At 69.2% G+C, this 25,436-nt stretch carries 28 protein-coding genes; 15 read left to right on the forward strand and 13 right to left on the reverse strand.

Features of this window, described 5'->3' with window-relative positions; all coding sequences use genetic code 11:
• Positions 1 to 8: 8 nt before the first annotated feature.
• The 4 genes from acs (at position 9) to ACIRG5_RS10800 (ending at position 4,637) form a co-directional block, all read left to right on the forward strand.
• Positions 9 to 1,991, forward strand: a complete 1,983-nt coding sequence (gene acs / locus ACIRG5_RS10785; protein ID WP_402903292.1) for an acetate--CoA ligase — start codon at positions 9 to 11, stop codon at positions 1,989 to 1,991.
• Positions 1,992 to 2,119: 128 nt separating this feature from the next.
• Positions 2,120 to 3,286 carry a Na+/H+ antiporter NhaA gene (gene nhaA, locus ACIRG5_RS10790; protein WP_402903295.1) on the forward strand — a complete coding sequence of 389 codons (1,167 nt, stop codon included), beginning with the start codon at positions 2,120 to 2,122 and terminating at the stop codon, positions 3,284 to 3,286.
• Positions 3,283 to 3,723, forward strand: a complete 441-nt coding sequence (locus ACIRG5_RS10795; RefSeq protein WP_402903297.1) for a phage holin family protein — start codon at positions 3,283 to 3,285, stop codon at positions 3,721 to 3,723. Before nhaA ends, ACIRG5_RS10795 begins: the two co-directional genes overlap by 4 nt.
• Positions 3,720 to 4,637 (forward strand): alpha/beta fold hydrolase, encoded by a 918-nt coding sequence (locus tag ACIRG5_RS10800; protein ID WP_402904879.1) that lies wholly within the window; start codon positions 3,720 to 3,722, stop codon positions 4,635 to 4,637. The genes ACIRG5_RS10795 and ACIRG5_RS10800 overlap by 4 nt, the downstream gene beginning before the upstream one ends.
• On the opposite strand, the gene ACIRG5_RS10805 is transcribed toward ACIRG5_RS10800, so the two are convergent.
• Entirely contained in the window at positions 4,609 to 6,093 is a 1,485-nt protein-coding gene (locus ACIRG5_RS10805) for an FAD-dependent oxidoreductase (protein WP_402903300.1), read from the reverse strand. The two genes, ACIRG5_RS10800 and ACIRG5_RS10805, sit on opposite strands and share 29 nt — an antisense overlap.
• Before the next feature lie 69 nt (positions 6,094 to 6,162).
• On the opposite strand from ACIRG5_RS10805, the gene ACIRG5_RS10810 reads away from it, so the two are divergent.
• Entirely contained in the window at positions 6,163 to 6,933 is a 771-nt protein-coding gene (locus ACIRG5_RS10810; protein WP_402903302.1) for a TetR/AcrR family transcriptional regulator, read from the forward strand.
• Here the strand turns inward: ACIRG5_RS10810 and ACIRG5_RS10815 are convergent.
• The 4 genes from ACIRG5_RS10815 to nth are packed head-to-tail and all read right to left on the reverse strand — an operon-like array spanning position 6,851 to position 9,980.
• On the reverse strand, positions 6,851 to 8,038 hold the full coding sequence (locus ACIRG5_RS10815; protein ID WP_402903305.1) for a MarP family serine protease: 1,188 nt from the start codon (positions 8,036 to 8,038) through the stop codon (positions 6,851 to 6,853). The genes ACIRG5_RS10810 and ACIRG5_RS10815 overlap by 83 nt on opposite strands.
• 15 nt (positions 8,039 to 8,053) lie before the next feature.
• The gene (locus tag ACIRG5_RS10820) at positions 8,054 to 8,713 is read right to left on the reverse strand and encodes an NUDIX hydrolase (protein ID WP_402903308.1); all 660 of its coding nucleotides are present in this window, start codon (positions 8,711 to 8,713) and stop codon (positions 8,054 to 8,056) included.
• Entirely contained in the window at positions 8,710 to 9,276 is a 567-nt protein-coding gene (locus ACIRG5_RS10825) for a TlpA family protein disulfide reductase (RefSeq protein ID WP_402903311.1), read from the reverse strand. Before ACIRG5_RS10825 ends, ACIRG5_RS10820 begins: the two co-directional genes overlap by 4 nt.
• A complete protein-coding gene (gene nth / locus ACIRG5_RS10830; protein WP_402904881.1) occupies positions 9,273 to 9,980 on the reverse strand; it encodes an endonuclease III in 708 nt (235 codons plus the stop codon). Before nth ends, ACIRG5_RS10825 begins: the two co-directional genes overlap by 4 nt.
• A 136-nt stretch (positions 9,981 to 10,116) precedes the next feature.
• Here nth and ACIRG5_RS10835 point away from each other — a divergent pair, with 136 nt between their 5' ends.
• The 3 genes from ACIRG5_RS10835 to ACIRG5_RS10845 all read left to right on the forward strand — a co-directional run bounded on the left by ACIRG5_RS10835 (position 10,117) and on the right by ACIRG5_RS10845 (position 13,088).
• On the forward strand, positions 10,117 to 10,356 hold the full coding sequence (locus ACIRG5_RS10835) for a hypothetical protein (protein ID WP_093594399.1): 240 nt from the start codon (positions 10,117 to 10,119) through the stop codon (positions 10,354 to 10,356).
• Positions 10,357 to 10,538: 182 nt separating this feature from the next.
• Positions 10,539 to 11,213: a Crp/Fnr family transcriptional regulator gene (locus ACIRG5_RS10840; protein WP_030477589.1), complete on the forward strand. Its 675-nt coding sequence runs from the start codon at positions 10,539 to 10,541 to the stop codon at positions 11,211 to 11,213.
• A 627-nt stretch (positions 11,214 to 11,840) separates the two neighbouring features.
• Positions 11,841 to 13,088 (forward strand): MFS transporter, encoded by a 1,248-nt coding sequence (locus ACIRG5_RS10845; RefSeq protein ID WP_319976057.1) that lies wholly within the window; start codon positions 11,841 to 11,843, stop codon positions 13,086 to 13,088.
• Positions 13,089 to 13,142: 54 nt separating this feature from the next.
• Here the strand turns inward: ACIRG5_RS10845 and dnaN are convergent, their stop codons facing one another.
• Positions 13,143 to 14,234 carry a DNA polymerase III subunit beta gene (gene dnaN, locus ACIRG5_RS10850; RefSeq protein WP_402903315.1) on the reverse strand — a complete coding sequence of 364 codons (1,092 nt, stop codon included), beginning with the start codon at positions 14,232 to 14,234 and terminating at the stop codon, positions 13,143 to 13,145.
• 68 nt (positions 14,235 to 14,302) lie between these two features.
• On the opposite strand from dnaN, the gene ACIRG5_RS10855 reads away from it, so the two are divergent.
• Positions 14,303 to 14,716: an HIT domain-containing protein gene (locus ACIRG5_RS10855; protein ID WP_402903317.1), complete on the forward strand. Its 414-nt coding sequence runs from the start codon at positions 14,303 to 14,305 to the stop codon at positions 14,714 to 14,716.
• A gap of 6 nt (positions 14,717 to 14,722) precedes the next feature.
• On the opposite strand, the gene ACIRG5_RS10860 is transcribed toward ACIRG5_RS10855, so the two are convergent.
• Both ACIRG5_RS10860 and ACIRG5_RS10865 read right to left on the reverse strand, forming a co-directional pair.
• The gene (locus ACIRG5_RS10860; RefSeq protein ID WP_402903320.1) at positions 14,723 to 15,613 is read right to left on the reverse strand and encodes a Gfo/Idh/MocA family protein; all 891 of its coding nucleotides are present in this window, start codon (positions 15,611 to 15,613) and stop codon (positions 14,723 to 14,725) included.
• 14 nt (positions 15,614 to 15,627) lie between these two features.
• Positions 15,628 to 15,984 (reverse strand): hypothetical protein, encoded by a 357-nt coding sequence (locus ACIRG5_RS10865; protein ID WP_402903323.1) that lies wholly within the window; start codon positions 15,982 to 15,984, stop codon positions 15,628 to 15,630.
• A 51-nt stretch (positions 15,985 to 16,035) separates the two neighbouring features.
• Here ACIRG5_RS10865 and ACIRG5_RS10870 point away from each other — a divergent pair, with 51 nt between their 5' ends.
• Positions 16,036 to 16,827 carry an NUDIX hydrolase gene (locus tag ACIRG5_RS10870; RefSeq protein WP_402904883.1) on the forward strand — a complete coding sequence of 264 codons (792 nt, stop codon included), beginning with the start codon at positions 16,036 to 16,038 and terminating at the stop codon, positions 16,825 to 16,827.
• Positions 16,824 to 17,633: an MBL fold metallo-hydrolase gene (locus ACIRG5_RS10875; RefSeq protein ID WP_402903326.1), complete on the forward strand. Its 810-nt coding sequence runs from the start codon at positions 16,824 to 16,826 to the stop codon at positions 17,631 to 17,633. Before ACIRG5_RS10870 ends, ACIRG5_RS10875 begins: the two co-directional genes overlap by 4 nt.
• On the opposite strand, the gene ACIRG5_RS10880 is transcribed toward ACIRG5_RS10875, so the two are convergent.
• The 4 genes from ACIRG5_RS10880 to ACIRG5_RS10895 are packed head-to-tail and all read right to left on the reverse strand — an operon-like array spanning position 17,627 to position 19,980.
• Positions 17,627 to 18,757 carry a hypothetical protein gene (locus ACIRG5_RS10880; protein WP_402903329.1) on the reverse strand — a complete coding sequence of 377 codons (1,131 nt, stop codon included), beginning with the start codon at positions 18,755 to 18,757 and terminating at the stop codon, positions 17,627 to 17,629. The genes ACIRG5_RS10875 and ACIRG5_RS10880 overlap by 7 nt on opposite strands.
• A gap of 11 nt (positions 18,758 to 18,768) precedes the next feature.
• Positions 18,769 to 19,371 carry a hypothetical protein gene (locus tag ACIRG5_RS10885; protein WP_402903331.1) on the reverse strand — a complete coding sequence of 201 codons (603 nt, stop codon included), beginning with the start codon at positions 19,369 to 19,371 and terminating at the stop codon, positions 18,769 to 18,771.
• 1 nt (position 19,372) lies between these two features.
• On the reverse strand, positions 19,373 to 19,828 hold the full coding sequence (locus ACIRG5_RS10890) for a RidA family protein (protein WP_402903334.1): 456 nt from the start codon (positions 19,826 to 19,828) through the stop codon (positions 19,373 to 19,375).
• Positions 19,825 to 19,980, reverse strand: a complete 156-nt coding sequence (locus ACIRG5_RS10895; protein WP_089950120.1) for a DUF4177 domain-containing protein — start codon at positions 19,978 to 19,980, stop codon at positions 19,825 to 19,827. The genes ACIRG5_RS10890 and ACIRG5_RS10895 overlap by 4 nt, the downstream gene beginning before the upstream one ends.
• Before the next feature lie 68 nt (positions 19,981 to 20,048).
• Between ACIRG5_RS10895 and ACIRG5_RS10900 the strand changes: the two genes are divergently transcribed.
• The 3 genes from ACIRG5_RS10900 to ACIRG5_RS10910 are packed head-to-tail and all read left to right on the forward strand — an operon-like array spanning position 20,049 to position 22,461.
• Positions 20,049 to 20,300: a hypothetical protein gene (locus ACIRG5_RS10900; protein ID WP_402903337.1), complete on the forward strand. Its 252-nt coding sequence runs from the start codon at positions 20,049 to 20,051 to the stop codon at positions 20,298 to 20,300.
• Positions 20,301 to 20,344: 44 nt separating this feature from the next.
• On the forward strand, positions 20,345 to 21,337 hold the full coding sequence (locus tag ACIRG5_RS10905) for an ArsA-related P-loop ATPase (protein WP_402903340.1): 993 nt from the start codon (positions 20,345 to 20,347) through the stop codon (positions 21,335 to 21,337).
• Positions 21,334 to 22,461, forward strand: a complete 1,128-nt coding sequence (locus ACIRG5_RS10910) for an ArsA-related P-loop ATPase (protein WP_319976069.1) — start codon at positions 21,334 to 21,336, stop codon at positions 22,459 to 22,461. Before ACIRG5_RS10905 ends, ACIRG5_RS10910 begins: the two co-directional genes overlap by 4 nt.
• An 11-nt stretch (positions 22,462 to 22,472) precedes the next feature.
• On the opposite strand, the gene ACIRG5_RS10915 is transcribed toward ACIRG5_RS10910, so the two are convergent.
• A complete protein-coding gene (locus tag ACIRG5_RS10915) occupies positions 22,473 to 22,763 on the reverse strand; it encodes a WhiB family transcriptional regulator (RefSeq protein WP_319976070.1) in 291 nt (96 codons plus the stop codon).
• A gap of 237 nt (positions 22,764 to 23,000) precedes the next feature.
• On the opposite strand from ACIRG5_RS10915, the gene ACIRG5_RS10920 reads away from it, so the two are divergent.
• Entirely contained in the window at positions 23,001 to 25,436 is a 2,436-nt protein-coding gene (locus tag ACIRG5_RS10920; RefSeq protein WP_402903344.1) for a transglycosylase domain-containing protein, read from the forward strand.

Consider the following 25,436-nt stretch of genomic DNA (forward strand, 5'->3'; position numbering starts at 1 on the left):
CTCGCACCATGACGCAGTCGCCAGGCCAGGGCAACGCTCTGGACAACCTGCTCACGGAGAGCAGGACGTTCCCGCCTTCCGACGAGTTCGCGGCACAGGCGAACGCCCAGCCCGCGCTGTACGAGGAGGCGAAGGCCGACCGCGAGGCGTTCTGGGCGAAGCAGGCGGAACGGCTGCACTGGGAAACCAAGTGGGACCAGGTGCTCGACTGGTCGGACGCGCCGTTCGCCAAGTGGTTCGTGGGCGGCAAGCTCAACGTGGCCTACAACTGCGTCGACCGCCACGTCGAGTCCGGCCACGGTGACCAGGTCGCCATCCACTGGGAGGGCGAGCCCGGCGACTCCCGTGCCATCACCTACGCCGAGCTGCAGCGCGAGGTCTCCAAGGCCGCGAACGCGTTGACGTCGCTGGGAATCGGCGCGGAGGACCGCGTCGCGATCTACATGCCGATGGTCCCCGAGGCGATCTTCGCGATGCTCGCGTGCGCTCGCGTCGGCGCGTTGCACAACGTCGTGTTCGGCGGCTTCTCCGCCGAGGCGCTGCGCACCCGCATCCAGGACTCCGCGTGCCGGCTCGTGATCACGACCGACGGCCAGTACCGTCGCGGCAACCCGGCTCCGCTCAAGCCCGCCGTCGACGAGGCCGTCGCGGACGCGCCGTCCGTGGAGAAGGTCATCGTCGTCAAGCGCACCGACACCGAGGTCGCGTGGACCGACAAGGACGTGTGGTGGCACGAGCTGGTGGACTCGCAGTCCGACCAGCACACCCCCGAGGCGTTCGACGCGGAGCACCCGCTCTTCATCCTCTACACCTCGGGCACCACGGGTAAGCCGAAGGGCATCCTGCACACGTCCGGCGGGTACCTGACGCAGGCGTCGTACACGCACCACAACGTGTTCGACCTCAAGCCGGACACCGACGTGTACTGGTGCACCGCGGACATCGGCTGGGTCACCGGCCACAGCTACATCGTCTACGGCCCGCTGTCGAACCGCGTGACGCAGGTCGTCTACGAGGGCACGCCGAACACCCCGCACGAGGGCCGCCACTGGGAGATCGTGCAGAAGTACGGCGTCTCGATCTACTACACGGCGCCGACGCTGATCCGCACCTTCATGAAGTGGGGCGCGGACATCCCGGCCAAGTTCGACCTCAGCTCGTTGCGCGTGCTGGGTTCGGTCGGCGAGCCGATCAACCCCGAGGCGTGGATCTGGTACCGCGAGAACGTCGGCGGCGGCAAGGCCCCCATCGTGGACACGTGGTGGCAGACCGAGACCGGCGCGATCATGATCTCGCCGCTGCCCGGTGTCGTCTCGACGAAGCCCGGTTCGGCGCAGCGCCCGCTGCCCGGCATCGGCGCGAAGGTCGTCAACGACGAGGGCGTCGAGGTTCCCGCCGGCGGCGGTGGCTACCTGGTGCTGGACGAGCCGTGGCCGTCGATGCTGCGCGGCATCTGGGGCGACGAGGAGCGCTACCGCGACACGTACTGGTCGCGCTTCAAGGAGCAGGGCTTCTACTTCGCCGGTGACGGCGCGAAGTACGACGCCGACGGCGACATCTGGCTGCTCGGCCGCGTCGACGACGTGATGAACGTGTCCGGTCACCGCATCTCGACCACCGAGGTCGAGTCGGCGCTCGTGTCGCACCCGACCGTGGCCGAGGCCGCCGTCGTCGGCGCGTCCGACGACACGACCGGCCAGGGCATCGTGGCGTTCGTGATCCTGCGCGGTGGCGCGGGTGCGGACGCCGGCGGCGCGGACGCGATCAAGGCGCTGCGCGACCACGTGGCCAAGGAGATCGGCCCGATCGCGAAGCCGCGCCAGATCATGGTCGTGCCGGAGCTGCCGAAGACGCGCTCGGGCAAGATCATGCGCCGCCTGCTGCGCGACGTCGCCGAGAACCGCGCGGTCGGCGACGTGACGACGCTGGCCGACTCGTCGGTCATGGACCTGATCTCGGCGGGTCTGCAGTCGGGCAAGTCGGAAGACTGATCGGCTTCAAACGTGACGGGCGTCCTCAGCCGAGGGCGCCCGTTCGCGTTAAGATCACGTCAGGGTGAGCCGGGAAGTCTGGTCGGCACGGGATTTGTCGTACGTGCTGATCGCCCCGAGGAGCCCTTTTGTCGCGCAAGAAGGTCGTAGTCGCCGAGTTCGCCCGCTACCTACGCACCGAAACCGTCGGTGGCACGGTGCTGCTCGTGGCCACGGCCGTCGCGCTGCTGTGGGCCAACTCCCCGCTCTCCCCGGCCTACTTCGGACTGCGGGACCTCCATCTTGGACCGTTGTCGGTCGGCGACTGGGCCAAGGACGGGTTGCTGGCCATCTTCTTCTTCGTCGCCGGGCTGGAGCTCAAGCGCGAGCTCGTCGTCGGCGAACTGTCCAATGTGAAGGCCGCGATCCTGCCGATCGTCGCGGCGGTCGGCGGGATGATCGTGCCCGCGCTGATCGCGTTGTCGATCGGCTGGGGGCAGCCGGGGATCGAGAAGGCGTGGGCGATTCCGGTGGCGACGGACATCGCGTTCGCGCTGGGCGTGCTGGCGCTGACGGGGTCCGGGCTGCCGTCGGGTCTGCGGGTGTTCCTGCTGTCGCTGGCCGTGGTGGACGACCTGGGCGCGATCATCCTGATCGCCATCCTGTTCACCGCGAAGTTCAACCTGCTCGCGGCCGGAGCGGTCGTGCTGCTGCTGGCCCTGTACTGGTTCCTGCAGCACAAGAGGATCACCAGCGCCTGGATCTACGTACCTATCGCACTGGCCACCTGGTGGTTCATGCACGAGTCGGGCATCCACGCCACGATCGCGGGCGTCGCGCTGGCGTTGCTGACGCGGGTGAGGCGCGACCCGTACGAGCAGGACGCGCCGGCGGTCCGGCTGGAGCACCGGCTGCAGCCGTTCTCGGCCGGGGTGGCGGTGCCGGTGTTCGCGCTGTTCGCGGCGGGTGTGCCGGTGGGCGCGGAGGCGTTCGGAAAGCTCTTCTCGGACAAGATCGCGCTCGGCGTGATGGCCGGGTTGGTGATCGGCAAGGTGATCGGGATCGTGGGGGCGTCGGCGCTCGCGGTGTGGTTCAAGGCGGCGGTCTGGCCGTCCGGCGCGGGGCCGCGGGACATCGTGGCGGTGGCCGTGCTGGGCGGGGTCGGGTTCACCGTCAGCCTGCTGATCGCGGAACTCTCACTGGATCAGGCGGAGACCGCGAAGGCGGCTGTGTTGCTCGCCTCGATGATCGCGTCGCTGCTCGCCGCGGTGTTGCTCATTCGCCGGAGCCGGGCGCATGGCACCATGTCCGAGTGACCACCAGGGAACACATCGCGTCGATTCCGCTGACCGCAGACGACCCGACTGCCGAGGCGTCGCTCGGCGGTCTCGTCCGTGATGCGACCGCCCACGTGTCGACCTTGGTCAGAGCAGAGGTCGAGCTCGCGAAGGGCGAGATCACGGCCGAGATCAAGAAGGGCGTGAAGGGCAGCGTCTTCTTCATCGTCGCGCTGACGATCCTGTGCTTCAGCCTGTTCTTCCTGTTCATGGCCCTCGGGTTCGGCTTCGCCGAGTGGTTCGGCTGGGACTACTGGGCGGGCTTCGGGCTCGTGTTCGGCGTGATGCTGCTCAGCGCCGTCGCCTTCGCCTTCCTCGGCTACCGCAAGGTCCGCAAGATCAGGGCGCCGGAGAAGTCGATCGCGGCCGCGAAGGACACGGTCGCGGCCCTGACGCGCAGGGGCGACGACAACTGAGCCGCAAACCCGACCCGTCCGTCGTGCGGGTCGCGGGTCCGTGGACGCACCGCGACGTCTCGGCCAACGGCATCCGCCTGCACGTCGCCGAACTCGGCGAGGGACCTCTCGTGCTGCTCCTGCACGGGTTCCCCGAGTTCTGGTGGTCGTGGCGGCACCAGCTGACCGCACTGGCCGAGGCCGGTTATCGCGCGGTGGCGGTCGACCTGCGCGGCTACGGCGACTCGGACAAGCCCCCGCGCGGCTACGACGGATTCACACTCGCGGGTGACATCGCGGGCCTGGTCAAGGCGCTCGGCGCCCCACGCGCACACCTGGTGGGTCACGCGTGGGGCGGCGCCACGGCGTGGACGGTCGGCGCCATGCATCCGCGCGTGGTCTCGTCGATCTCCGTGCTGTCCGCACCGCACCCTCTGGTGACGCGCCGGGCGTTCCGCCGCCATCCCCGGACGAACGCCCACGTGCTGCGCTTCCAGCTGCCGATCCACCCGGAACGCTGGCTGACCGGTGAGAACGGCCTGCAGGTCGCCAAGCTGCTGTCCGCGTGGACCGGGCCGAAGTGGCGGACCGCGCCCGAGTTCGACGAGGTCATCCGCCGCTGCCGGCAGGCGATGACGATTCCGGGCGTCGCCCACAGCGCGCTGGAGTACTACCGCTGGGCGGTGCGCTCGCAGCTGCGCAGCGACGGCCGCCGGTTCGCCGAGGCCGTCGACAAGCCGATCCAGGTGCCGGTGCTGCAGATCCACGGCGCGCTGGACCCGATCGCACCGGAGGCCTCGGCGCTCGACTCGCGGCCGTGGCTCGGTGAGGGGTCGGAGTTCCGGAGCCTGCCCGAGGTGGGGCACTTCCCGAACCAGGAGGCGTCCCACACCACGAGCAGGTTGATCACCGAGTTCCTGCGGAAGACGAGCTGAACGCGTTCTTGAGGGCGCCGATCGGGTCGTCCGGCAGGTCCGTCGCGCGCCAGGCGATGTAGCCGTCCGGCCGGACCAGCGACGCGCCCTTCGCGGACAGTCCGAACACGTCCAGTTGCTCGACCCGTTCGTACCGGACGCCGCTCTGTTGAGCCGCTTCCTCCCACTGCGGGTGGTCGGCGACGAGCACCCAGCCGCGTTGGAACAGGTCCAAGGTGGACTTGCCCGGCTCGACCCACACGTGCGGGGCCCTGGTGCCCGGCTGGCCGTTCCACTGCTCGGGGAGCTGGGCTGGCGGGAGTTCGGGGCCCGCACCGAGCACCGCGTCCGAGCGGTAGAGCACGCCGTAGTGCATCGCGTTGTTGTCGATCAACGGCGCGTCCTCCGGCTCGCCGTCGCGGTTGTGGCCGTCGTTGCGCGCGAAGATCTGCTGGTGGCAGAGGGTCGCGACCGGGCGCCGTTCCGCGTCGTAGGTGTCCAGCAGGGACGGTCGTGACTCGCCGTTGATCACCGCCGCGAGCTTCCAGGCGAGGTTGTGCGCGTCCTCGATGCCGACGTTCGCCCCGAACCCGCCGCGGCTCGGCGGCAACGTGTGCGCGGCGTCGCCCGCCAGGAAGATCCGGCCGTCGCTGAACCGGTCGGCCACCCCCGCGCTGATCGTCCAGCGGCCCGTCGTGATGATCTCGATCTCCAGATCGTCGCGGCCGATGGCCTGGACGATCTTCTGCCGCAGTTCTGGCTCGGTGTACTCGCGGTCGTCGAGCATCAGCACCCAGCGGCCGTCGCCGTAGGTGGTCAGGAAGCCGACGCCGTCGATGACGAACTGGCCGATGCCGTCCTTCAGGTACTCCTGCAGCGGCGCGCGGAACAGCACGCTGCGGGACGTGTGCATGAAGCCGCGGCCGGTGCGCGTGATGCCGAGCCGCTCGCGGATCGGGCTGCGGTGGCCGTCGGCCGCGATCAGGTAGTCGGCGCGGATCTCGTACGGCTCGCCATCGCCCTGAACGATCGCCGTGACGCCCTCGTCGTCCTGCGAGAACTCCAGCATCCGCGTGCTCATCCGGATGTCCGCGCCCAGTTCACGAGCCTTGTCGCGCAGGAGCGGCTCCATCTTGTCCTGGGCCACCCCGACGCCCTTGGACGGCGAGTACTCGATGTCGGAGAGCAAGGCCTGCGGCGTCCAGAAGGTCTCGTCGTACTTCTTCCCGACCAGGCTCTCGGCCCGGACCCGCCGGACGCCGAAGCCCTTGGTCATCCTGCTCACCGGCAGCTCGCCCTCCAGGCCGACCGCACGCAGCAACTCGCCCACCCGAGCGTTGAAACCGACCGCCCGCGGGTGCAGTGAGCTGCCCGGATGCTTCTCCACCAGCGTCACGTCCACCCCACGCCACGCCAGGAACAGCGCGGCCGACGTTCCCGCCAGTCCCCCACCCACAACCAGCACCGAAGTTCTCATCGCATCCTCCCGATACGCCGTATCACTCGATACACTGTATCGCAGATAGACGGTGTATCGTCCAGTCCGATGTCGAACGAACTCGTGTGGGACCGCCCTGAGCCGCCCAGCAAGCCGTCACCGACCCCGTTGAGCAGGGATCTGATCGTGGAGGCCGCGATCAGGCTCGCCGACGAGGGCGGGCTCGACGAGGTGTCGTTGCGCAAGGTCGCCGCCGCGCTGAACGCCGGACCCATGCGCCTGTACGGCTACATCGAGACCAAGGACGAACTGCTCGACCTCATGGTCGACGAGGTCTACGGCGAGATCGCGCTGCCGGAACCGGGCACCGAGTGGCGCACGGCCCTGACGCGGATCGCCCACGGCATGCGAGCGGCGGCGAAGCGGCACCCGTGGTTCATCGACCTGCTCGGCGGCCGCCCGCACCGGGGCCCGAACTCGCTGGCGCACATCGAGGCGTCACTGGCCACGCTCGACGACAGGCCCGAGTTCCCCACCATCGACGACGTACTCGGCGCGGTCGGCACGGTGATGGCGTTCGTCCACGGCGCGGTCCGCAACGAGATCACCGAGGCCCGTGACGAGCAGGCCAGCGGCATGACCGAGGAGCAGTGGCAAGCCGCCTCAGGCCCCTACATGCAGCGGATGCTTGCCACCGGAAGGTTCCCGAGGCTCGCCAGGGTCATGTACGACGCCGAACACACGAACGCCGCGTCGTGGTTCGACACCGGCCTGAGCTACGTGCTCGACGGCATCGCTACGAGGCACAACCCTGCGTCGAAGCCCGCTTCGTCAGTGTCGGCGCCTTCTGCACCATCGCCTGCACCTGCTGGGCCGTGAGCACGAAGCCCGTCTCCGGGTCGTCGACCGCGGCGCCGAACACCACGCCCATCACCCGGCCGTTCGGGTCGACCAGCGGGCCACCCGAGTTGCCGGACCGGACCTCGGCGCGAACCGTGTAGACGTCCCGCGTCACGGTCTGGGCGTCGTAGATGTCCGGGCCGCGCAGCAGCGGAATCCGCTCGCGCACCCGTGCCGGCGAGGACTTGTACGGACCGTCGAGCGGGTAGCCGAGCACGATGCCGTCCTCGCCCGGCTGCACCTCGTCCGAACGGAACTGCAGCGGCGTGGCCTCCAGATCCGGCACCGCGAGCACGGCGATGTCCGTGCGCGGGTCGTAGGAGACGACCGTCGCGTCGAACTGGCCGCGGCCGACCTCGACCGTGACCTCGTTCGTACCTGCGACGACGTGCGCGTTCGTCATGACCCGCTCGGGCGCGATGACGAATCCGGTGCCTTCCAGCGCCCGTGAGCACGACGGCGCACGGCCGCGGACCTTGAGCACGCTCGCCTGGAGCCGTTTCGCGACCGGGGAGTCCGCGAGCTGGCTGTTCGGCGGCTCGACGTCCTTGAGCGGTGTGCGGTTGAACGGGTCCATCGCCTGCGGGAAGCCCGAGACGTCGAAGAGCTTCTGCAGGTCGCCGGACAGCACGCGGGCGGCCTGAGGCATGGTCTGGTCGACCTTGCCGAGGATCACCGACTGCTTGAGCGACGAGGTGAGGTCCGGCAGGCCGACGACCGAGGTCAGCGGGAGAGCGATCATCCACGCGACGATGAAGACGACGAAGCCCTGCACGATCGCGCCCAGGGCGTTGTCCGCGCCGCGCAACGGCGACGCGTTGACCCGAGCCTTGATCGTCCGGCCGATGTAGACGCCGATCGTCTCGCCGAGCGCCACGAGCAGCACCACGACGCCGACCGCGAACACGACCTTGGTGACGACGTTCTCGAACTGGGACACCAGCAGCGGAGCGATCTGCGTGCCGAGGATCAGGCCGACGAGCACGCCGACGAACGCAGGCAGCGCAACGACCATGCCTTGCCTGGCCCCGGACAGCGCGGCGATCGCGGCAAGGCCCAGCACGAGCAGGTCAACCCAGTTCAACCCGAAACCTCCGCCTCACTGTGTAGCGCGCAACGCTAGTTCAAGGTCACGCACATCGGTCGCATCCCACGGCTGTTCCCAGCCGCCGAGTGCGATCAGGCCGTTGATCAACCCCGCGGTGAATCCCCACACCAGCATGCCCGGCGCGGAGAAGGCCGCTCCGACGTAACCCGCGGGGTGACGCACCCGGAACCTGTTGGCAGGATCGGCGAGGTGCGCGACCGGCACCCGAGCGACCGCGGCGGTCTCCGCCGGATCGACTGGTGCGACGGGGCCCGGCTGTTCCCAGTAGGCGAGCACAGGCGTGACCACGAACCCGGACACCGGCACGTACAGCTCCGGCAGCAAAGCAAGCGGTCTCACTCCTGACTCAAGTACACCGGTTTCCTCGTAAGCCTCGCGTAATGCCGTGCCGACCGGCCCGTCGTCGGTGTCGTCGCACGCGCCGCCGGGGAACGCGACCTGGCCCGGATGCGAGCCCAGCGTGTCCGAACGGCGCAGCAGCAGGATGTCGGGCCCGTGCTCCTCGTTGTCACCGAACAGCATGAGCACGGCCGCCTCGCGCACGCCGTCCTGCGGCGCACGCGGGACCCGCATGAACGTCTGTGCGTCGATCTCCTCAGTGGCCTTGGCCAGGCGCTGCATCCAGTCGGGTGGCTCTGTCGCCTCCGTCATCGAACCGCCTTCTCCACCTGTTCCGGCGCGGTGAAGTACGGCGGATCGGTGATCTGCCGGACCTGACCGTCCGCTGATACGTAATACGTAGCGGGAAGCGTTATCGGCGCCTTGACTCGCTTGCGCAGTTCGTCGGCCTCGTCGTGAACGGACGGCAACCGCACGCCGAGGCGGGCGAGCAGCTCCAGGCCGTCCGCCTCCCTGCTCTCCACAAGAACTGGGACGACCGGCACGGCACCTGGTTGCTTCGCATAGGTTTCCAGCACGGGCAGCTCCTCCTGGCACGGCTGGCACCAGGTCGCCCAGAAGTTGATCAGGAGCGGCCCCTTCAGCGCGAGGTCCGTCCGGGTGCCGTCGCCGAGGCACGTCACCCCCACGCCGCCTTCCGCCCCCGGCACGCACGGCCGGAGCTGGGCCTGCGCACGCAACGCGGCCATGTCCTGCGCAGGGCGGGCGGATGTGGGCGGCGGCGGCCCCGGCGATTCGTCACGGGGCCACAGCGCCACGACGCCCGCCACGCCGAGGACGAGCACGACGGCGAGCCAGCGCGTGCGGTTGTTCACCCCCCTAGCTTCTCACCGGCCCGTACTCGCTCGGCGAGCTCGATCAGGTGGGGCTTCTCGTCGCCCTTCACGAGCTTGGCCGCTTTGTCCGGGTCCTCCGGTCCGAGGCCGTACGACGGGCAGTCCTTCATCAGCAGGCAGGCCCCGCAAGCAGGGGTTTTGGCGTGGCAGACGCGGCGGCCGTGGAAGACGATCCAGTGCGAGGCCATGGTCCAGTCGCGCTTCTCGATGAGCTCACCGATGGCGTGCTCGACCTTGACGGCGTCTTCGAGATCGGTCCAGCCCCAGCGGCGCACGAGGCGGCCGAAGTGGGTGTCGACTGTGAGCCCGGGCACATCGAACGCGTTGCCGAGAACCACGTTGGCCGTCTTGCGTCCTACACCAGGGAGCTTGACCAGCTCCTCCATGCTGCCGGGAACCACACCGTCGTGCTGCTCCACAAGAGCGGCACCGAGACCCATGAGAGACGTTGCCTTGTTCCGGAAGAAACCGGTGGGGCGGAGCATCTCTTCGAGTTCCGTCCGGTCGGCGCCGGCGTAGTCGGCGGCCGTCGGGTACTTCATGAAGAGCGCGGGAGTGACCTCGTTGACCTTCTTGTCGGTGCACTGCGCGGACAGAATGACCGCCACGACGAGCTCGAGCGGCGTGGTGAAGTCCAGCTCGCAGTGCGCGTCGGGGTAGCCCTCGGCCAGCACGCGCACCATCCGGCGGGCCCTGCGGGTCAGGCCGAGCTTGGTTTCCGGTTTCTTGGTTGCGGGCACTGATCCAGAGTAGTCAACACGCCGGACCCACCCCCTAGATCCGCACTCGAATCCCTCATGCGCCAGACTTCGGAGCATCATGACTGCCTGGTTTGTGATCGTCGTTCCGATCGTGATCATGTTCTTCGCGCTCTTCATGGAGCGCGTCGAAGCGAAGCTCCGGCACGTCGCCGTGCAGGAGAACGAGGTCGAGGAGTTCCTGGAGTCCGCCAGGCCTGAAGAGGTCAAGGCGCTCTACGGACACGGCATCGGTCGCGCCCTTGACATGTTCCGTCTGCGCCGCCGCGGTCGCGGTGGCACGCGCAAGCGCGTCCGCTAGATGGCGTAAGCTGGCTCGTTGGGCTTCTGGATCGAGCCAGTCGGGTTGTTCCTAGTAAGACGGCGAGCCGAGCGGCGATCCACAAGAGAGCCCTTAGACTGCAACGCAGTGATCGGCGGCACGGCGCTGACTCCACCAAAGATGGTGGTAGGCGTGCCGTCGCGTCGATTAGGAGGGACGAGGTGGACGAGACCCTGGCGCGAGCGGGCATCTTCCAGGGGGTGGACCCGGCGGCCGCAGAGGCGCTGGCGACGACCCTTGAGACGGTGGAGTTCCCGCGTGGCCACGTGATCTTCGCGGAGGGTGAGCCGGGCGATCGCCTGTACATCATCCAGTCCGGCAAGGTGAAGATCGGCCGCAAGTCGCCGGACGGCCGCGAGAATCTGTTGGGGATCTTCGGGCCCTCCGACATGTTCGGCGAACTGTCCATTTTCGATCCTGGCCCCCGCACGTCGACTGCGACGACGGTGACCGAGGTGCGCGCGGTGTCCATGGACCGCCCCGCGCTCCGACAGTGGATCACCAACCGGCCGGAGATCGCCGAGCAGTTGCTGAGGGCCCTGGCCCGCAGGCTGCGCCGGACGAACTCCATGCTGGCGGACCTGATCTTCACGGACGTGCCCGGCCGCGTCGCCAAGGCGTTGTTGCAGCTCGCGCAGCGCTTCGGCTCGCAGGAGGCCGGCCTGCTCCGCGTCACGCACGACCTGACGCAGGAGGAGATCGCCCAGTTCGTCGGCGCGTCCCGCGAGACCGTGAACAAGGCTCTGGCCGACTTCGCGCACCGCGGCTGGCTGCGGCTCGAAGGCAAGAGCGTGCTGATCCTGGACCCGGAGCGCCTCGCGCGCCGCGCCCGCTAGTCAGAACGCAACGTCCTGTTTCGCTTTGGCGAAGCAGGACGCAGAGCACCAAACGCAACGGAGCCCCGGGCAGTCAACGGGGCTCCGTGCGCGTTCAAGCCACAAGCACGCGACGAAGCTCCGCGCACCGCAGGGCATGAGCACCCACGCCACGGATCTCCGTCCAGCGCGCCAGGCATCCGCGAGTTCGCGCTGGTCATCCGTTCGCCTCTTCGTCGTGATTCGGCGAAGCCCAATCAGGGCGAAGCGGCGGGCGGATGACCAGCTCCTCGGCGAACTTGCGCGGAGTCTGCGGAGCAGCGACCAAAAACAAAAGACCGGGCGCCACCCCCGACGTGGCGCACCGGTCCTCTGTGTTGCACGGCCCATCCCCCGACGAACCGTGCCTTCCATCCCTCTGGCGCGCAGGCCCCGACCCTCAAGCCAGAGGTTGGTTTCGGTTGGCGAGTCAACTTTCGCATGTCGGCACCCCGACTGCTCAAGCCCTTTCACCCTCAAGGACCTCGTGTGTGGCCGATTCGTTGCATGTTTCACCCGGTCATCCCATTCCCGTGACCCAATCGCAACCGTCGTGACCCCGCGCACCCGATCTGGTACATCCGTACCAACTTTGGCATACTGGTACACATGTCCCACTCCGCCCGTCTCTCCGACTACCGCGCTGCCCTGACGACTCCCGGCATGCGCGGCCCCGTGGTCGCGTCTCTGCTCGCCCGCCTGCCCATCGCGATGGTCGGGCTCTCGCTGCTGCTCTACGTGGAGCGCGCGACGGGATCGTTCGCGGTCGCCGGCATGGTCTCGGCGGCGGCGCTGACGGGTGTGGCTCTCGGTTCCGTCGTGCAGGGCCGGCTGATGGACCGCTTCGGTCCCACCCGCCCGCTGCTCGGGGTGACCGGGCTGTTCGCCTTCTTCGTCACCGTCTCCGTGCTCGCCGTCGAGGCGGGCGCGTCGGTGTTCGTGCTGGTCCCGCTGGCCCTCGGCGTCGGCGCGACCGAGCCGATGGTGGGCTCGGCGTCGCGTGCGCTGTGGGAGCGGATGGTCCCGGCGGGCCCGACTCGGATGGCGGGCTACGCCTACGAGGCGATCAGCATGGAGGTCTTCTTCATCCTCGGACCTGGTCTCGCCGGTCTGCTGCTGGCCGCGCCGTGGGCGGGCACCGGTGTCGTCGTCGGCGCCGTGCTGATGGTCGTGGGCGCGCTGTGGTTCGCGTTCAACCCCGTCGTGCGCGCGTGGGGTCCGGTCGTGCAGGCTCCGCGCCCGTTGCTCGGCGCGTTCGCCTACCCCGGCATGCGCACGGTGGCGCTGGCCGCGCTGGGCTTCGGTGTGACCATCGGCTTCGTCGAGGTGGCCGTGCCGGCGTTCGCGAAGGCCGTGGGCCAGCCCTCGATGGGTGGCCTGATGCTGTCGCTGTGGTCGATCAGCTCGGTGGTGTTCGGCGTGCTCTACGGCATGCGCCCGTGGCCGCGCCCGATGCACCTGCGCCTGCCGGTGCTGCTGGGCGGCTTCGCGCTGCTGGCGTTCCTGCTGGCCATCCCGGCCACGCTGATCGGCCTGGGCGTCGCGCTGTTCTTCGTCGGCACGCTGATCACACCGCAGTCGACCGCGCACTCCGCGGCGATCGAGCAGGTCACGCCGAACGGCATGGCCGCGGAGGCGTTCGGCTGGGTGATCACGTCGGTGACCATCGGCCTCGCCATCGGCCAGGGCCTGTCCGGTCAGCTGATCGAGCACTTCGGCACGCGGCCGGCGTTCGTCGCGTCGGGCGTCGCCGGGCTGCTGATCGCGCTGGCCGTCTGGCTGCTGCGCGGCACCGTGCAGCGCGGCGTGCCCGCCGAGGTGCCGGCCCGGTCCGAAATGGAGCTTGCGGCTCGCTGAGCCAGTTCGTTCGCAGATGAGCCCGGAAGCGAGAGCTTCCGGGCCTTTCGCGTTCTAGGCGACCGAACGCATCGGCACCACGAGGTAGGTGAGTTCGACGCCGTCCTCGCCCGGCGGCGACGTCAGCACAGTCGAACGCAGGCCGTCCTGGATCTTCAGCTCGATCCGGCGGCCCGCGAACGCCTTCAGCGCGTCCGCGAGGTAGCGGGACTGGAACGTCTTGGTCAGCCGGTCGCCCTCGACCGTGGCCTTGACGAACTCCTCCGACTCGCCCTGCTGCGGGTCGCTGCCCTTGACCCGGATCTCCGAGTCCTCGACCTGGATGGTCACGGCCTGGTGCGGGCCGCCGTAGGGCGTGGCTCTGCGGACGGCGCGGGCCAACGCGTCCGCGTCCACGAGCACCGTGCTGTCGATGACTGCCTCCAGAAGTCGGCGCGCGCGGTCGTCCGGGAACGGAGCGGCCAGCAGCGCGGTGGAGATCGAGTTGTTGCCCCAGGCGAGGCCGATGCGGTCCTCGTTCGCGTGCAGGGCGACCTGGTTCGTCGCTTGCCGGGCCGCTTCGACGATGGCCTTCGCAGGTACCAACAGGTCGAGTTGACCATGTTGTTCCCACGGGAGTGTGGCGTAGGCCATGCGGTAGCGGTCGGTGGCCATGAAGTGCAGCCGGTGGGCGTCCGACTGGATCCGGATGCCGGTGAAGATCGGCAACGCGTCGTCCTTGCTCGCCGCCCCCGCGACCGCCGCGATGGTCCTGAGCGTGGCGGCGTCCACGTGGCCCTGCAGCGGCGGCAGCGCCGGGACACCGGGGTGGTGGGCGAGGTCGAGGAGCGGGATCGCGAACCTCGACGTGGGCGTGCGGATCGCCAGCCGCTGCCCCTCGACCTTGAGCCTCACCTGCGGGTCGTCGAGCGCCTGAAGGGTCGCGGCCAGCGGCTTCGCCGGCACGAGCACCTCGCCCTCGGTGTGCACCGTCGCGTTGACGCTCAGGCGCACTCCGTGTTCCTGGTCGCTGCCCGCGACCTCCACGTCCATGTCTGCCTTCAGGCGGAGACCGGCCAGCACCGGGTCGAGCACGCGGGTCGGCAGCAGCCGCGCCACCTCGGCGGCGGCACCGGCGAGCTCGGCTGTCGTGGCGGTGAGGTCCATGCTCTGGACGCTAGCGGGCACCCCTGACAATTTTCGGCGCCCTGGTGCCGGCTGAACGGAGCGAAGTCGTGGACGAGTGCCTGATCTGCGCGAAGCACCTCGGTTCGGGGCCGCTGGCCGGTCCGGTGGTGTTCGCCGACGAACTGGTGGTCGTGTCGCACCGGCCCGGCGGCGGCGTGCTGGGCTACCTCTTCGTGGAGACGCGCCGACACGTCGCCGCTCTGGACGCGCTCACGGTCACCGAAGCGGAGGCCGTGGCACGCGCCGCCCGGCTCGCTGCCGTGGGGCTGCGGGCGGAGCTGGATCCCGAGTTCGTGTTCTCAGCGGTGGCCGGACGATCCGTGGCGCACTTCCACCAGCACGTGTTCGTCCGGCATCGAGGAACGCCGGACGAGCTCGCGTGGACCGAGGTCGAATGGGCGGGGGCGCCTCGCGCTGATGCGGCGGAGCTGTGCTCGAGGCTCCGCACGCACTTCCCGTGACTCCGGTCAGGCGCCTGCCTTGCGGCGCGCCAGATCGATGATCCGCTGCAGGTGCAGGCCGCGCCGCACGTCGCACTCGTGCGTCGTGGTGCCGCTGTCCGCCATCGCCACGAAGTCGTCGAGCAGGTTCGTGAAGCACTCCAGCGCAGGCGTGTCCCGGTTCGTCAGGGTGCGGTGGCCTTCGGTGCCGAAGACGGTGAGGTCCGCGAACGGGGGCTGCATCGGCAGGGACAGGCACAGCGAGACGGTGCTGGTGGCGCCGCCGTCGTGTTGCAGGATCAGCTGCCACAGACCGGTGTCCGTGACGTTCGCCGCCAGCACGTCGGTGATCTCGCCCAGTGCCGCGTCCAGCAGGTCGAACGCGTGCGGGCCCACGTCGTCCAAAGCGCCCTTGTCGTGGCGCCACGGGGAGTTCGAGAACGGGCCGTCGAGCAGCGCGCCGGAGATCCAGCGGCTGTCGGCGCCGGTCCAGCCACCGGTGCGGTGCAACTGGGCCAGCATCTGCTTCGTCTCCGGGGCGTAGCGGCGGGTCAGAACGACCAGGGACGCCACGCCGGCCTCGGTGACCGCGGCAGCCAGTTCCTCGGCCACCTCGACGGATTCCGCGATCGGCTTCTCCAGCACTAGGTGCTTGCCGGCGCGAGCGGCCTCGATCGCCATCGGGCCCTGCACGCCCGGCGGCACGCAGAACGCGACGGCGTCCACAGTGGACAGCATCGCGGTGTAGTCCTCGAACGGTTCCGCGCCGAAGGAGGCGGCCAGTGACGCTGCCGCTTCCTGGCGGCGCGCCCACACACCCGTCAGCGTCGTGCCCGGATGGTTCGCGATGCCAGGGGCGTGGATCATCTCGGCCCACGGGCCCGCACCGACAAGTCCTACGCGCAGCTGTTCGTCCACTCGCACATCCTGCCTCAGGAGTAACTGGCCTTGGGGACGAAGATCTCGCCCCCGTTGTCGAACTTCAGGCGCAGGCCGTCGTCGGACTGCTCCCGTTTCGGGTCGTGGCCCCAGCCGCTCGGCACCGTCACCACGTGGCCGCGGTCCGGTGCCGGGCCGAGCCAGATCTCGTAGGAGGTGCTGCCGACGAGCCGCTCGACCTTCTTCACGTACACGCCGGGCGAGGTCGACGTCGGGTCGACGCTGATCACGGTCGTGCTGTCCGGCACGAACATCACCACGCCCGCCACCGCGGTCAGGCCCGTGCCCATCACCGCGCCCAGCAGGAACAGCAGGATCTTCACCAGGCAGCCGGAGACGTTCGTCGCCATCACACCATCCTCAGGTCGGCACGGTCGTACGCTCGCAGGATGCCCGACGACATGACCTTGCCGGGAAACCTGGTACCCGCATCGCCGGTCTCCCAACCCGATCAGCCCGCCGCGGCACGGGACGCCGTCACCGTGGTCCTGCTCCGCGACGGCGCCGAGGGCCTCGAAGCCTTCCTGTTGCGCCGCGTGAAGGGCATGGCGTTCGCGGGCGGCATGACCGTGTTCCCCGGCGGTGGCGTCGATCAGCGCGACGCCGACACGTCCGTCGCGTGGACGGGCCCGCCGCCGCAGTGGTGGGGCGAGATCTTCGGCGTCGACGCGGCCACGGCCCGTGCGTTCGTGTGCGCCGCCGTGCGCGAGATGTTCGAGGAGTCCGGTGTCCTGCTCGCGGGCCCCGACGCCACCTCGGTCGTCGCGGACACCTCGGCGTTCGCGAAGGCCCGTCAGCAACTCGTTGATCGTGAGATCTCCCTCGCCCAGTTCCTCGCCGCCGAGAACCTCGTCCTGCGCGCGGATCTCCTGCGGCCGTGGGCGAACTGGGTCACCCCGTACGAGGAGCCCCGCCGCTACGACACCCGTTTCTTCGTCGCCGCCCTGCCGTCCGGCCAGAAGGCCGACGGCGAGACGACCGAGGCGTCCGACGCGGCCTGGCAGACGCCCGCGGCCGCCATCGAGGACGCCCAGGAGGGCCGTCGCATGCTCATGCCGCCGACCTGGCGCACCCTCGACGAGGTGGGCGCTCTCGGCAGCGTGGAGAAGGTCATGGCCGAGGAACGCAGCGTCGAGAAGATCATTCCCAAGCTGATCCGCGACGGCGACGTGATCAGGGTGGTGTTCCAGTGAGCGGCTCCCCGCTGATCGGCGCCCGCGCCGAGCACCCCCGCTACGGCGAACTCCGCCAGGTCACGGACCACGCCGCGGTGCTGCTGGCCGGCAACCCGTCGCCGATGACGCTCGACGGCACCAACACGTGGCTGCTCAAGGCACCGGACGCGCGGTCGTTCGTCGTCGTCGACCCGGGCCCGCTCGACGACGCGCACCTGAAGCGGATCGCGGAGGTCGGACAGATCGCCGAGATCCTGCTGACCCACGGCCACCCGGACCACTCCGAGGGCGCCCGTGCGTTCGGTGAGCTGGTCAACGCTCCCGTGCGCGCGCTCGACCCGTCGTTCACCTACGGCTCGGAAGGCCTCACGGACGGGGACGTGATCACCAGCGCCGGCCTGGAGCTCCGCGTCCTGGGCACGCCCGGCCACACCAGCGACTCGCTGTGCTTCGTGATCGACGGCGAGGCCGTGCTGACCGGCGACACGGTCCTGGGCCGCGGCACGACGATCGTGGCCCACCCGGACGGCAAGCTGGGTGACTACTTCGAGTCGCTCAAGCTGCTCGCCGACCTGCCGGACAACACGGCGGTCCTACCTGGCCACGGCCCGGAACTCGCGGACGCCGGAGAGGCCGCCCGGACGTACCTCGCCCACCGCACGCAGCGCCTGGAACAGGTCCGCAAGGCGGTGGAGGCGCTGGGTGGCGCACCGACCCCGCGACAGGTCGTCGAGGTCGTCTACGCGGACGTGGACAGGGTGCTGTGGCCCGCGGCCGAGTGGTCGGTGCGGGCCCAGCTGGAGTACCTGCGGACCGGCTACTGAGGCTGGTGGCCGTTGTTCGTGGCCCCGAACGCCGACTGACGCGACGAGGACCTGTCGATCTGCCAGCGACCGCTGTCGGGCCCCTTCGCACCGGTCTGCTCCCGCTGCGCCAGCTCCTCGTGCAGCTGCTGCAACAGGGCCCGCTCGCGCTCGCTGAGGTTCGCGTCCACGGAGGACGGCTCCGCGGGCTCGGCGAGGGCGGCCTGCAGCGCCGCTAACTCGTCGGGCTTGAGCTCGGTCGTGATCTCGGCCCGGTTGATCGGAACGGGTTCGGGAAGCACCTCGATCTCGGGCTCCACGGGGGCCCTCGGGATGCGCTTCACGGGCTTGGGCGGGAAGGGCTGCGAGCCCTCCAGCGCCGTCGGTGCGGAACGTGCGCGTCGTGAGCCGGTCTCTTCCAGTTGCTCCGGCGCCGGTGTCGGCTCGGCCACCGGCGCCGGAGCGGGAAGCTCCTCGGCTGGCTGGTCGAACCAGGCTTGCTGCTGCTGCGAGACGTGGTCGGCCATCATCGGGGCGGGAGCGCCGGAGATCGGCACCGCCACCGAGGACGTCACGGCGGACGCGTGGTAGTCGCTGAGCTGCACACCGGTGGTCAGCACCTCGACCGCGGCGCGGACGCCGGCCTTGCGCAGCACCGAGTCGACCCGGTAGGCGGTCGCGGGTGCGAAGCCCTGCGGACCGATGTCCACCAGCACGACCCGCTGTGGCAACGGGCCGGGCGTGGAACCCGTGGGCGAGGAACGCCAGACGCACCGCACCGAGCGGATGTCCGGGAGCACCGACACCGCGCGGGCCAGATCGCCCGCGATGTCCGAGGCCGGGTCGGTCTCGGAGGTGAAGCGGTGCCTGATGAACGGCAGCATCTCGACCACCGGCAGGCGGTCGGTCAGCGCCGCGTCCGAGCGGACCTCGTGGAGGATCCACGTGATGGCCGCGCGTTCGTCCGGCAGCACCGGGATGCCGCCCGCGAGGAGCGTGCCCAGGAGCAGCTCGATCGAGCGATCCAGTTCTCCGACCGCGAGGAACTCGCGGGCCTGCGACAGGGCGGCGTCGTCGACCCGCCCGGCCATCGACAGCAGGAGATCGTGGAGACGGACCGGCAGGCCGACACCGTCGTTCGTCACGTCAACTCTCCTTAGCTGAGCACCAGGTGCTCCTCGGACTCGGCGCCGGCACACACCAGCTCCGATGCCGCCAACGCCGCCCGGTGGTAGGGCGGAAGGTCCATGCCGGACGACACGACCTCAACGCACGGGTCGTGCTCGCCCAACGCCCGCAGAACACGCTGCAACTCACCAGTCAGCCGGGCGTGGCCGGTGGTGGCCGCCACCAGCAGGACGCGGTTGATCCCGGAGGGACCGATGCGCCAGCAGGAGCGAACTTCCCCGACCCCGTGCCGGCCTCGCAGCGTGGCACCGAGAACGACGGTCGCGGAATCTCCCATCGGCACCCGATCGGGTGATTCCGGGGAAAAGGTGTAGTCGGTGGGTGGCAGTTCGTCCAGCCCTTTGACCGAACTGAGAGCACCGGGTTCCGCCCCGTAGGGCACCAGCGCGTCCTGCAAAAGGCGCAGTTCATGATCAGTCAGAGGGATGCGTCCGTGCAGCAGAGTGCGCGGCAACGACCGCGCGAGCACCGCGTACGCGTCCGAAGCCGCCCAGTCCCGGTACCGCCACAGCAGGTCGTCCGGAAGGCGTCCGGCCAGCCTGAGCAGCAGTTCGTGGCACGTGTCCGACATGTCACACCTCGACGATCAGTTCGATCTCCACTGGAGCGCCGATCGGCAGCTCTGCGACCCCCACGGCCGACCGGGCGTGCTTGCCCTCGTCACCGAAGATCTCGCCGAGCAGCTCGGAGGCGCCGTTGATGACACCAGGCTGTCCCGTGAAGCCCTCGGCGGAGGCCACGAACCCGACAACTTTCACGACTCGCTTGATCGAGTCAATCCCCACGAGCGCGTGGACGGCCGCGAGAGCGTTGAGGATGCACGTCGCGGCGTACTGCTTGGCCTCCTCCGGGGAGACCTCGGCGCCGACCTTGCCGGTGGCGGGGAGCTTGCCCTCGACGAACGGCAGCTGGCCGGACGTGAACACCCACGGGCCGCTCTGCGTGGCGGGCACGTAGGCGGCGAGCGGGGCGGCGACGCCGGGAAGCTCGATGCCGAGCTCCTTGAGGCGGTTGCTCCAGGTGCTCATGCCTTCGCTCGCTTCAGGTACGCGACGTGCTGCTCACCCGTCGGGTTCGTCAGCACGGTGACCAGCTCCCAGCCGTCATCGCCCCACTGGTCGAGGATCTGCTTCGTGGCGTGGATCAACAACGGCACGGTCGCGTACTCCCACTTCGTCATGCGCGGAGCCTAACTTGCCACCCGATCGCCCTCTGCGCGGTTCTCGCACTTCGAGCTACCTTGATCACATGGAGACCTGGCGGATCATCGCCACCAGCCTGTTCGCGGTGGGTGGGCTGGTGATGGTGCTCGTCGCCATGGCCCAGGTACGTGACCGCAAGCACAGCCGGCGCACGGAGGTCGTCCAAGCCGGACTGATCGGTCTCGTGGTCGTGGCCGTGATCACGGCCAGCATCGCGCTGTGGCTTCCGTCGGTCGTGGCGTGGGCGTTGGTCGCCGCGACGGCCATCGCCGTTCTCTTCCTCACCATGGTCGATTGACCGACCAATCCACGTTCGACCGATTTCACACATAGTCTGGACATGTGACGTCGTGGACCGAGGAGCTGACCCGAGCCCGTCTGCACGTGGTCTCCGGCAAGGGCGGCACGGGCAAGACGACGGTCTCGGCCGCGCTGGCGCTCGCGCTCGCCACCGGTGGCCGCCGGGTGCTGCTGGTCGAGGTCGAGGGCAGGCAGGGCATCGCCCAGCTCTTCGACCGGGCCCCGCTGCCCTACTCCGAGGAACGGATCGCGTCCGCGCCGGGCGGCGGTGAGGTGCACGCGCTCGCGGTGGACGCGGAGGCCGCGCTCCTCGAGTACCTGGCGATGTTCTACAACCTCGGCTTCGCGGGACGGACGCTGCGCAAGATGGGCGCGATCGAGTTCGCGACCACGCTCGCGCCCGGTCTGCGCGACGTCCTGCTGACCGGCAAGGTCAAGGAGTGCGTGAACCGCACCGGGCCGGACGGCCGCCACGTCTACGACGCCGTCGTGCTGGACGCGCCGCCCACCGGCCGCGTGGTCAAGTTCCTCGACGTCACCAAGGCCATGGCCGACCTCGCCAAGGTCGGGCCGATCAAGGGGCAGAGCGACGGCGTCGTGCGGCTGCTGCACTCCGGCGACACCGCGGTGCACCTGGTCGCGTTGCTGGAGGAGATGCCGGTGCGCGAGACCCTGGACGCCGTCGCCGAACTGGACGGCGCCGACCTGCGACCCGGCGCGGTGCTGGTGAACCGGGTCCAGCCGGTCCGGCTGCCCGCCCGTTCGCTGCCGGTCGCGGCCGAGGGCAGGCTCGACGAGTCACGGGTGCGCGCGGGGCTGAAGACCGCCGGGCTCGACCTCGACGAGTTCACGCTCGAAGGTTTGGTCGACGAGACGGTGGAGCATGCCATCAGGGTGCGGTCGCAGCAGGAGGCCAAGGAACTGCTGTCCGAGTCGGACCTGCCGACGCTGGAGCTGCCGGACCTGACGGACGGGGTGGACGTGGCCGCGCTGTACGAACTGGCCGAGGCCCTGGTCGCGGCAGGTGTCCGATGACCACCAGGCTCGACTTCGACCCGTTGCTGGACGACCTGGAGACGCGCGTCCTGGTCTGCTGCGGCTCCGGCGGCGTGGGCAAGACGACGACCGCGGCGGCGCTGGCGTTGCGCGCGGCCGAACGCGGCAGGCGCGTGGTCGTGCTGACGATCGACCCGGCACGGCGGCTCGCGCAGTCGCTGGGCCTGCGCGAACTGGACAACCACCCGCGCGAGGTGGTCGTGGACGGCTTCGAGCCCAAGGGCGAGCTGTTCGCGATGATGCTCGACATGCGTCGGACGTTCGACGACATGGTGCTGACCCACGCGGGCCGCGACCGGGCCGACCAGATCCTGTCGAACCCCTTCTACCAGACCATTTCCTCGTCGTTCTCCGGCACGCAGGAGTACATGGCGATGGAGAAGCTGGGCCAGCTGGTGGCGCAGGACGAGTGGGACCTGATCATCGTCGACACCCCGCCGAGCCGGTCGGCGCTCGACTTCCTGGACGCGCCGCAGCGCCTGTCGACGGTGCTCGACGGCAGGTTCATCCGGATGCTGTCGGCTCCGGCGCGCGCGAGCGGCCGGGGGCTGATGAAGATCGTCGGAACCGGTTTCAGCCTTTTCACACGTGCTGTGTCGACGATCGTCGGCGGCCAGCTGTTGCAGGACGCGTCGACTTTCGTCCAGGCGTTCGACAGCATGTTCGGAGGATTCCGCGAACGCGCCCAGCGCACGTACGAACTGCTCCGCTCGCCCGGAACCGGTTTCGTGGTGGTAGCGGCGGCGGAACCGGACGCGTTGCGCGAGGCGAGCTATTTCGTGGAACGGCTCAGCGCGGAGAACATGCCGTTGTGCGGGCTCGTCGCGAACAGGACCCATCCCGTGCTCGCGGCGGATCTGCCCGCGGCGAAGGCGGTCGCCGCAGCGGATGACCTGGACCGCTCTGGTGACGCGCCGCTCGCCGCGGCAGTGCTCCGGCTGCACGCGGACCGGGTGGCAGTGGCCGATCGTGAGAAGCGGCTGCTGGCCCGGTTCACGCGTGCTCACCCCGGCGTGGCGCTGGTCGGCGTGCCCGCATTGCCTGCTGACGTGCACGACCTCGACGGCCTTCGGGAGATAGGTCGTCGACTCGCCGGCGAATAGGCGCTCAGCGCCTAGCTGACCCTCGTGTCTTCGGTGTGCTCTTGACGTGCGTTGTCGAGCAGCTCGAACCACGAGTCCACGTCCGGACGACGGCGCAGCAGAGCACGGCGTTCGCGCTCGGTCATGCCTCCCCAGACACCGAATTCGATCTTGTTGTCCAGCGCTTCGGCCAGGCATTCCATGCGCACCGGGCATCCCAGGCACACGAGCTTCGCCTTGCGCTGCTCCGCACCTCGGACGAAGAGCTGGTCCGGCTCTTCGTCGCGGCACGAAGCGTTGATACGCCAATCCCCCTGGTTCATATCCCCCACTCCTCAGTGCTGTCCAAATGTGGAAATCCGCCACACCCCTGCCACGGATGCCGTAGCGTTCGAGCCACGGCTGCATTCCTTGGACGTTGACGGACTGTAGTGCCGTTCGGTTCCCTCTCCAAGCCTGGGTCACCCGACTGTTACCTGTCTTGCGTATGTCTACTCATGCTGAGTAACGGCACTTACTGATCACCTTCACCCGTTCGTGTACGGCGTACGCTGACCCGCGTGCGAGTCAGGAATGGCGTGCTCAAGATGCTCGGCCTGTGCCTGCTGGCTGGGGTTCTCCTCGCCGGCATGCTGTTCCCAGTCGTGGGTGCGACAGGCCTCGTCTCGAACAGAGCCAGCGACACGGTGGACAGCATCTCGGCAGACCTGGTGACGACGGATCCTCCGTTGATCACCACGGTCACGGACAAGGACGGCGCCCCGATCGCCTACCTGTTCGACCAGTACAGAGTCCTGACACCTCCCGAGAAGATCTCGCCGACCATGAAGGCGGCGCTGATCTCGGTCGAGGACCGCAGGTTCTACGAGCACCAGGGCGTGGACTGGAAGGGCACGATCCGCGCGGGTCTGACGAACCAGGTCAGCGGCTCGGTGTCGCAGGGCGCCTCCACGCTGACCCAGCAGTACGTGAAGAACTACCTGGTCCACGTGGTCGCGCGGAACAACAAGCTGGAGCAGGCCAAGGCCCAGGAGCAGACCATCGCGCGCAAGATGCGCGAGGCCCGGATCTCGCTGCAGCTGGAGCGAAAGCTCGGCAAGGAGGAGATCCTCGCCCGGTACCTCAACGTCGTTCCATTCGGTTCGACCATTTACGGCATCGCGGCGGCGGCGCAGGCTTACTTCAACACGACGCCGGACAAGTTGACGGTTCCTCAGGCCGCGATGCTCGCGGGAATGGTGAACAGTCCGTCAGCACTCGACCCCGAAGCGTATCCGGACAAAGCTTTGGACCGGCGCAACAAAGTGATCGACAGGATGGTCGAGAACGACAAGCTGTCGCGCGACGCGGGTGAGGCGGCGAAGAAGGAAGGACTGGGTCTCGCGACTCCGGTTCGCACCCCGCCGAACGGTTGTGTCGGCGCCGGTCCGGAAAACGGTTTCTTCTGCTCGTACGTCGTGAACTACTTGCAGCGCGCGGGTTTCAGCGAGGAACAGCTGCGCACCGGCGGCTACACCATTCAGACCACTTTGGACAGAGCGGTCACCTCGCAGGCGAAGGCGGCGGCCGAGGCGGGGGTCAGCAAGACCATCGACGGCATCGCGAACACGATGGCGGTCGTCAAGCCCGGCAAGGAGCGCCACGACGTGCTGGCGCTGGTCGCGAACCGCGACTACGGCCTGAAGTCCGACCTGCGCCAGACGACCTACGACCTGCCCAGCGGCGTCGAGAACAAGTTCGGTGCCGGCTCGATCTACAAGGTCTTCACCGCGGCGGCGGCCCTGGAGAAGGGTCTCGGCATCGAGAACGTCATCCAGACGCCGACCTCGCACACCTCGCGGGTCTTCAAGGGTGGCGCCCAGCGCTGCCCGAGCACCGGTGAACCCGGCACGCGCTGGTACTGCCTGTCGAACTTCGACTCCAGCTACCCGTCCTCGATGTCGCTCCAGCAGGCTCTCGCCACGTCGCCGAACACCGGTTTCGTGATCCTCGAGGAGCAGACCGGCATGGACGCGGTCGTGGACATGGCCTCGCGGCTCGGCATGCGCGAGACGATGGCGACGAACCTGCAGGGCACCAGGCCGGACCCGAAGGCCAAGGACAAGCAGAACCGCATCTCGCAGACGGAGTTCTACAAGCAGAACGGCGGCAATGCGTCCTTCACGCTCTCGCCCGCGCCGGTGTCCACTCTGGAGCTCGCGAACGTCGCGGCGACCATCGTGAGCGGCGGCAAGTGGTGCCCGCCCACGCCGATCGCGAAGGTGCTGGACCGCAACGGCAAGGGCATCCCGGTCAACGAGGCGCCGTGCGAGCAGGTCGTCGCCGAGGGCCTCGCGAACGGCCTCGCGGTCGGCATGAGCAAGGACGACGTCGGCGGCGGCACCGCCGCGGCCGCCGCCCGTGCCGCCAAGTGGACCCGCCCGATGATCGCCAAGACGGGCACCACCGAGGAGTACAAGTCGGCGGCGTTCATCGGCGCGACCCCGGACTTCGCGGGCGCCGTGCAGACGTTCAACGACGGCACCTCACCGCGCCCGATCTGCCTCGGCGCACAGCCCCGGCTCTGCGGCAGCGGCAACATCTTCGGCGGCACGATCCCGGCCAAGACGTGGTTCGAGACGATGACGAAGGTGCACGGGAGCCTGCCGGTGGCGCAGTTGCCGCAGGTGGAGCAGCGCTACCTCAAGGGCGGCCGCGAGATCCAGGTGCCCGACGTCGTGGGCAAGCAGTCCAACGACGCCGTGCGGATCCTGGAGCAGGCCGGCTACAAGGTGAGCCAGCAGTCGGTGAACTCCGAGAAGGCGAAGGGCACGGTCGTCAGCCAGTCGCCGCGCGGCAACGCGTTGCGCGGCACGGTGATCACGCTGTCGGTGAGCTCGGGGTACGTGCCGCCGCCGGTGGCCACGGAGCCGCCGCCGTCGCAGCCGCCGCCCAACCCCGGCAACCCGAACGAGCCGCCACCGATCACGCTGCCGACCGAACCCGAACCCCGGTAG

This window comes from Lentzea sp. NPDC102401, from assembly GCF_044765805.1.
Classification (GTDB): Bacteria; Actinomycetota; Actinomycetes; order Mycobacteriales; family Pseudonocardiaceae; genus Lentzea; species Lentzea sokolovensis.

Excerpts from the sequence above, each read along its gene's own strand:
- acs (WP_402903292.1), top strand. The coding sequence starts at position 9 with ATGACGCAGTCGCCAGGCCAGGGCAACGCTCTGGACAACCTGCTCACG.
- ACIRG5_RS10805 (WP_402903300.1), bottom strand. The coding sequence starts at position 6,093 with ATGAGAACTTCGGTGCTGGTTGTGGGTGGGGGACTGGCGGGAACGTCG.
- ACIRG5_RS10810 (WP_402903302.1), top strand. The coding sequence starts at position 6,163 with ATGTCGAACGAACTCGTGTGGGACCGCCCTGAGCCGCCCAGCAAGCCG.
- ACIRG5_RS10820 (WP_402903308.1), bottom strand. The coding sequence starts at position 8,713 with ATGACGGAGGCGACAGAGCCACCCGACTGGATGCAGCGCCTGGCCAAG.
- nth (WP_402904881.1), bottom strand. The coding sequence starts at position 9,980 with ATGGTGCGCGTGCTGGCCGAGGGCTACCCCGACGCGCACTGCGAGCTG.
- ACIRG5_RS10835 (WP_093594399.1), top strand. The coding sequence starts at position 10,117 with ATGACTGCCTGGTTTGTGATCGTCGTTCCGATCGTGATCATGTTCTTC.
- ACIRG5_RS10845 (WP_319976057.1), top strand. The coding sequence starts at position 11,841 with ATGTCCCACTCCGCCCGTCTCTCCGACTACCGCGCTGCCCTGACGACT.
- dnaN (WP_402903315.1), bottom strand. The coding sequence starts at position 14,234 with ATGGACCTCACCGCCACGACAGCCGAGCTCGCCGGTGCCGCCGCCGAG.
- ACIRG5_RS10865 (WP_402903323.1), bottom strand. The coding sequence starts at position 15,984 with ATGGCGACGAACGTCTCCGGCTGCCTGGTGAAGATCCTGCTGTTCCTG.
- ACIRG5_RS10870 (WP_402904883.1), top strand. The coding sequence starts at position 16,036 with ATGACCTTGCCGGGAAACCTGGTACCCGCATCGCCGGTCTCCCAACCC.
- ACIRG5_RS10885 (WP_402903331.1), bottom strand. The coding sequence starts at position 19,371 with ATGTCGGACACGTGCCACGAACTGCTGCTCAGGCTGGCCGGACGCCTT.
- ACIRG5_RS10890 (WP_402903334.1), bottom strand. The coding sequence starts at position 19,828 with ATGAGCACCTGGAGCAACCGCCTCAAGGAGCTCGGCATCGAGCTTCCC.
- ACIRG5_RS10895 (WP_089950120.1), bottom strand. The coding sequence starts at position 19,980 with ATGACGAAGTGGGAGTACGCGACCGTGCCGTTGTTGATCCACGCCACG.
- ACIRG5_RS10900 (WP_402903337.1), top strand. The coding sequence starts at position 20,049 with ATGGAGACCTGGCGGATCATCGCCACCAGCCTGTTCGCGGTGGGTGGG.
- ACIRG5_RS10910 (WP_319976069.1), top strand. The coding sequence starts at position 21,334 with ATGACCACCAGGCTCGACTTCGACCCGTTGCTGGACGACCTGGAGACG.
- ACIRG5_RS10915 (WP_319976070.1), bottom strand. The coding sequence starts at position 22,763 with ATGAACCAGGGGGATTGGCGTATCAACGCTTCGTGCCGCGACGAAGAG.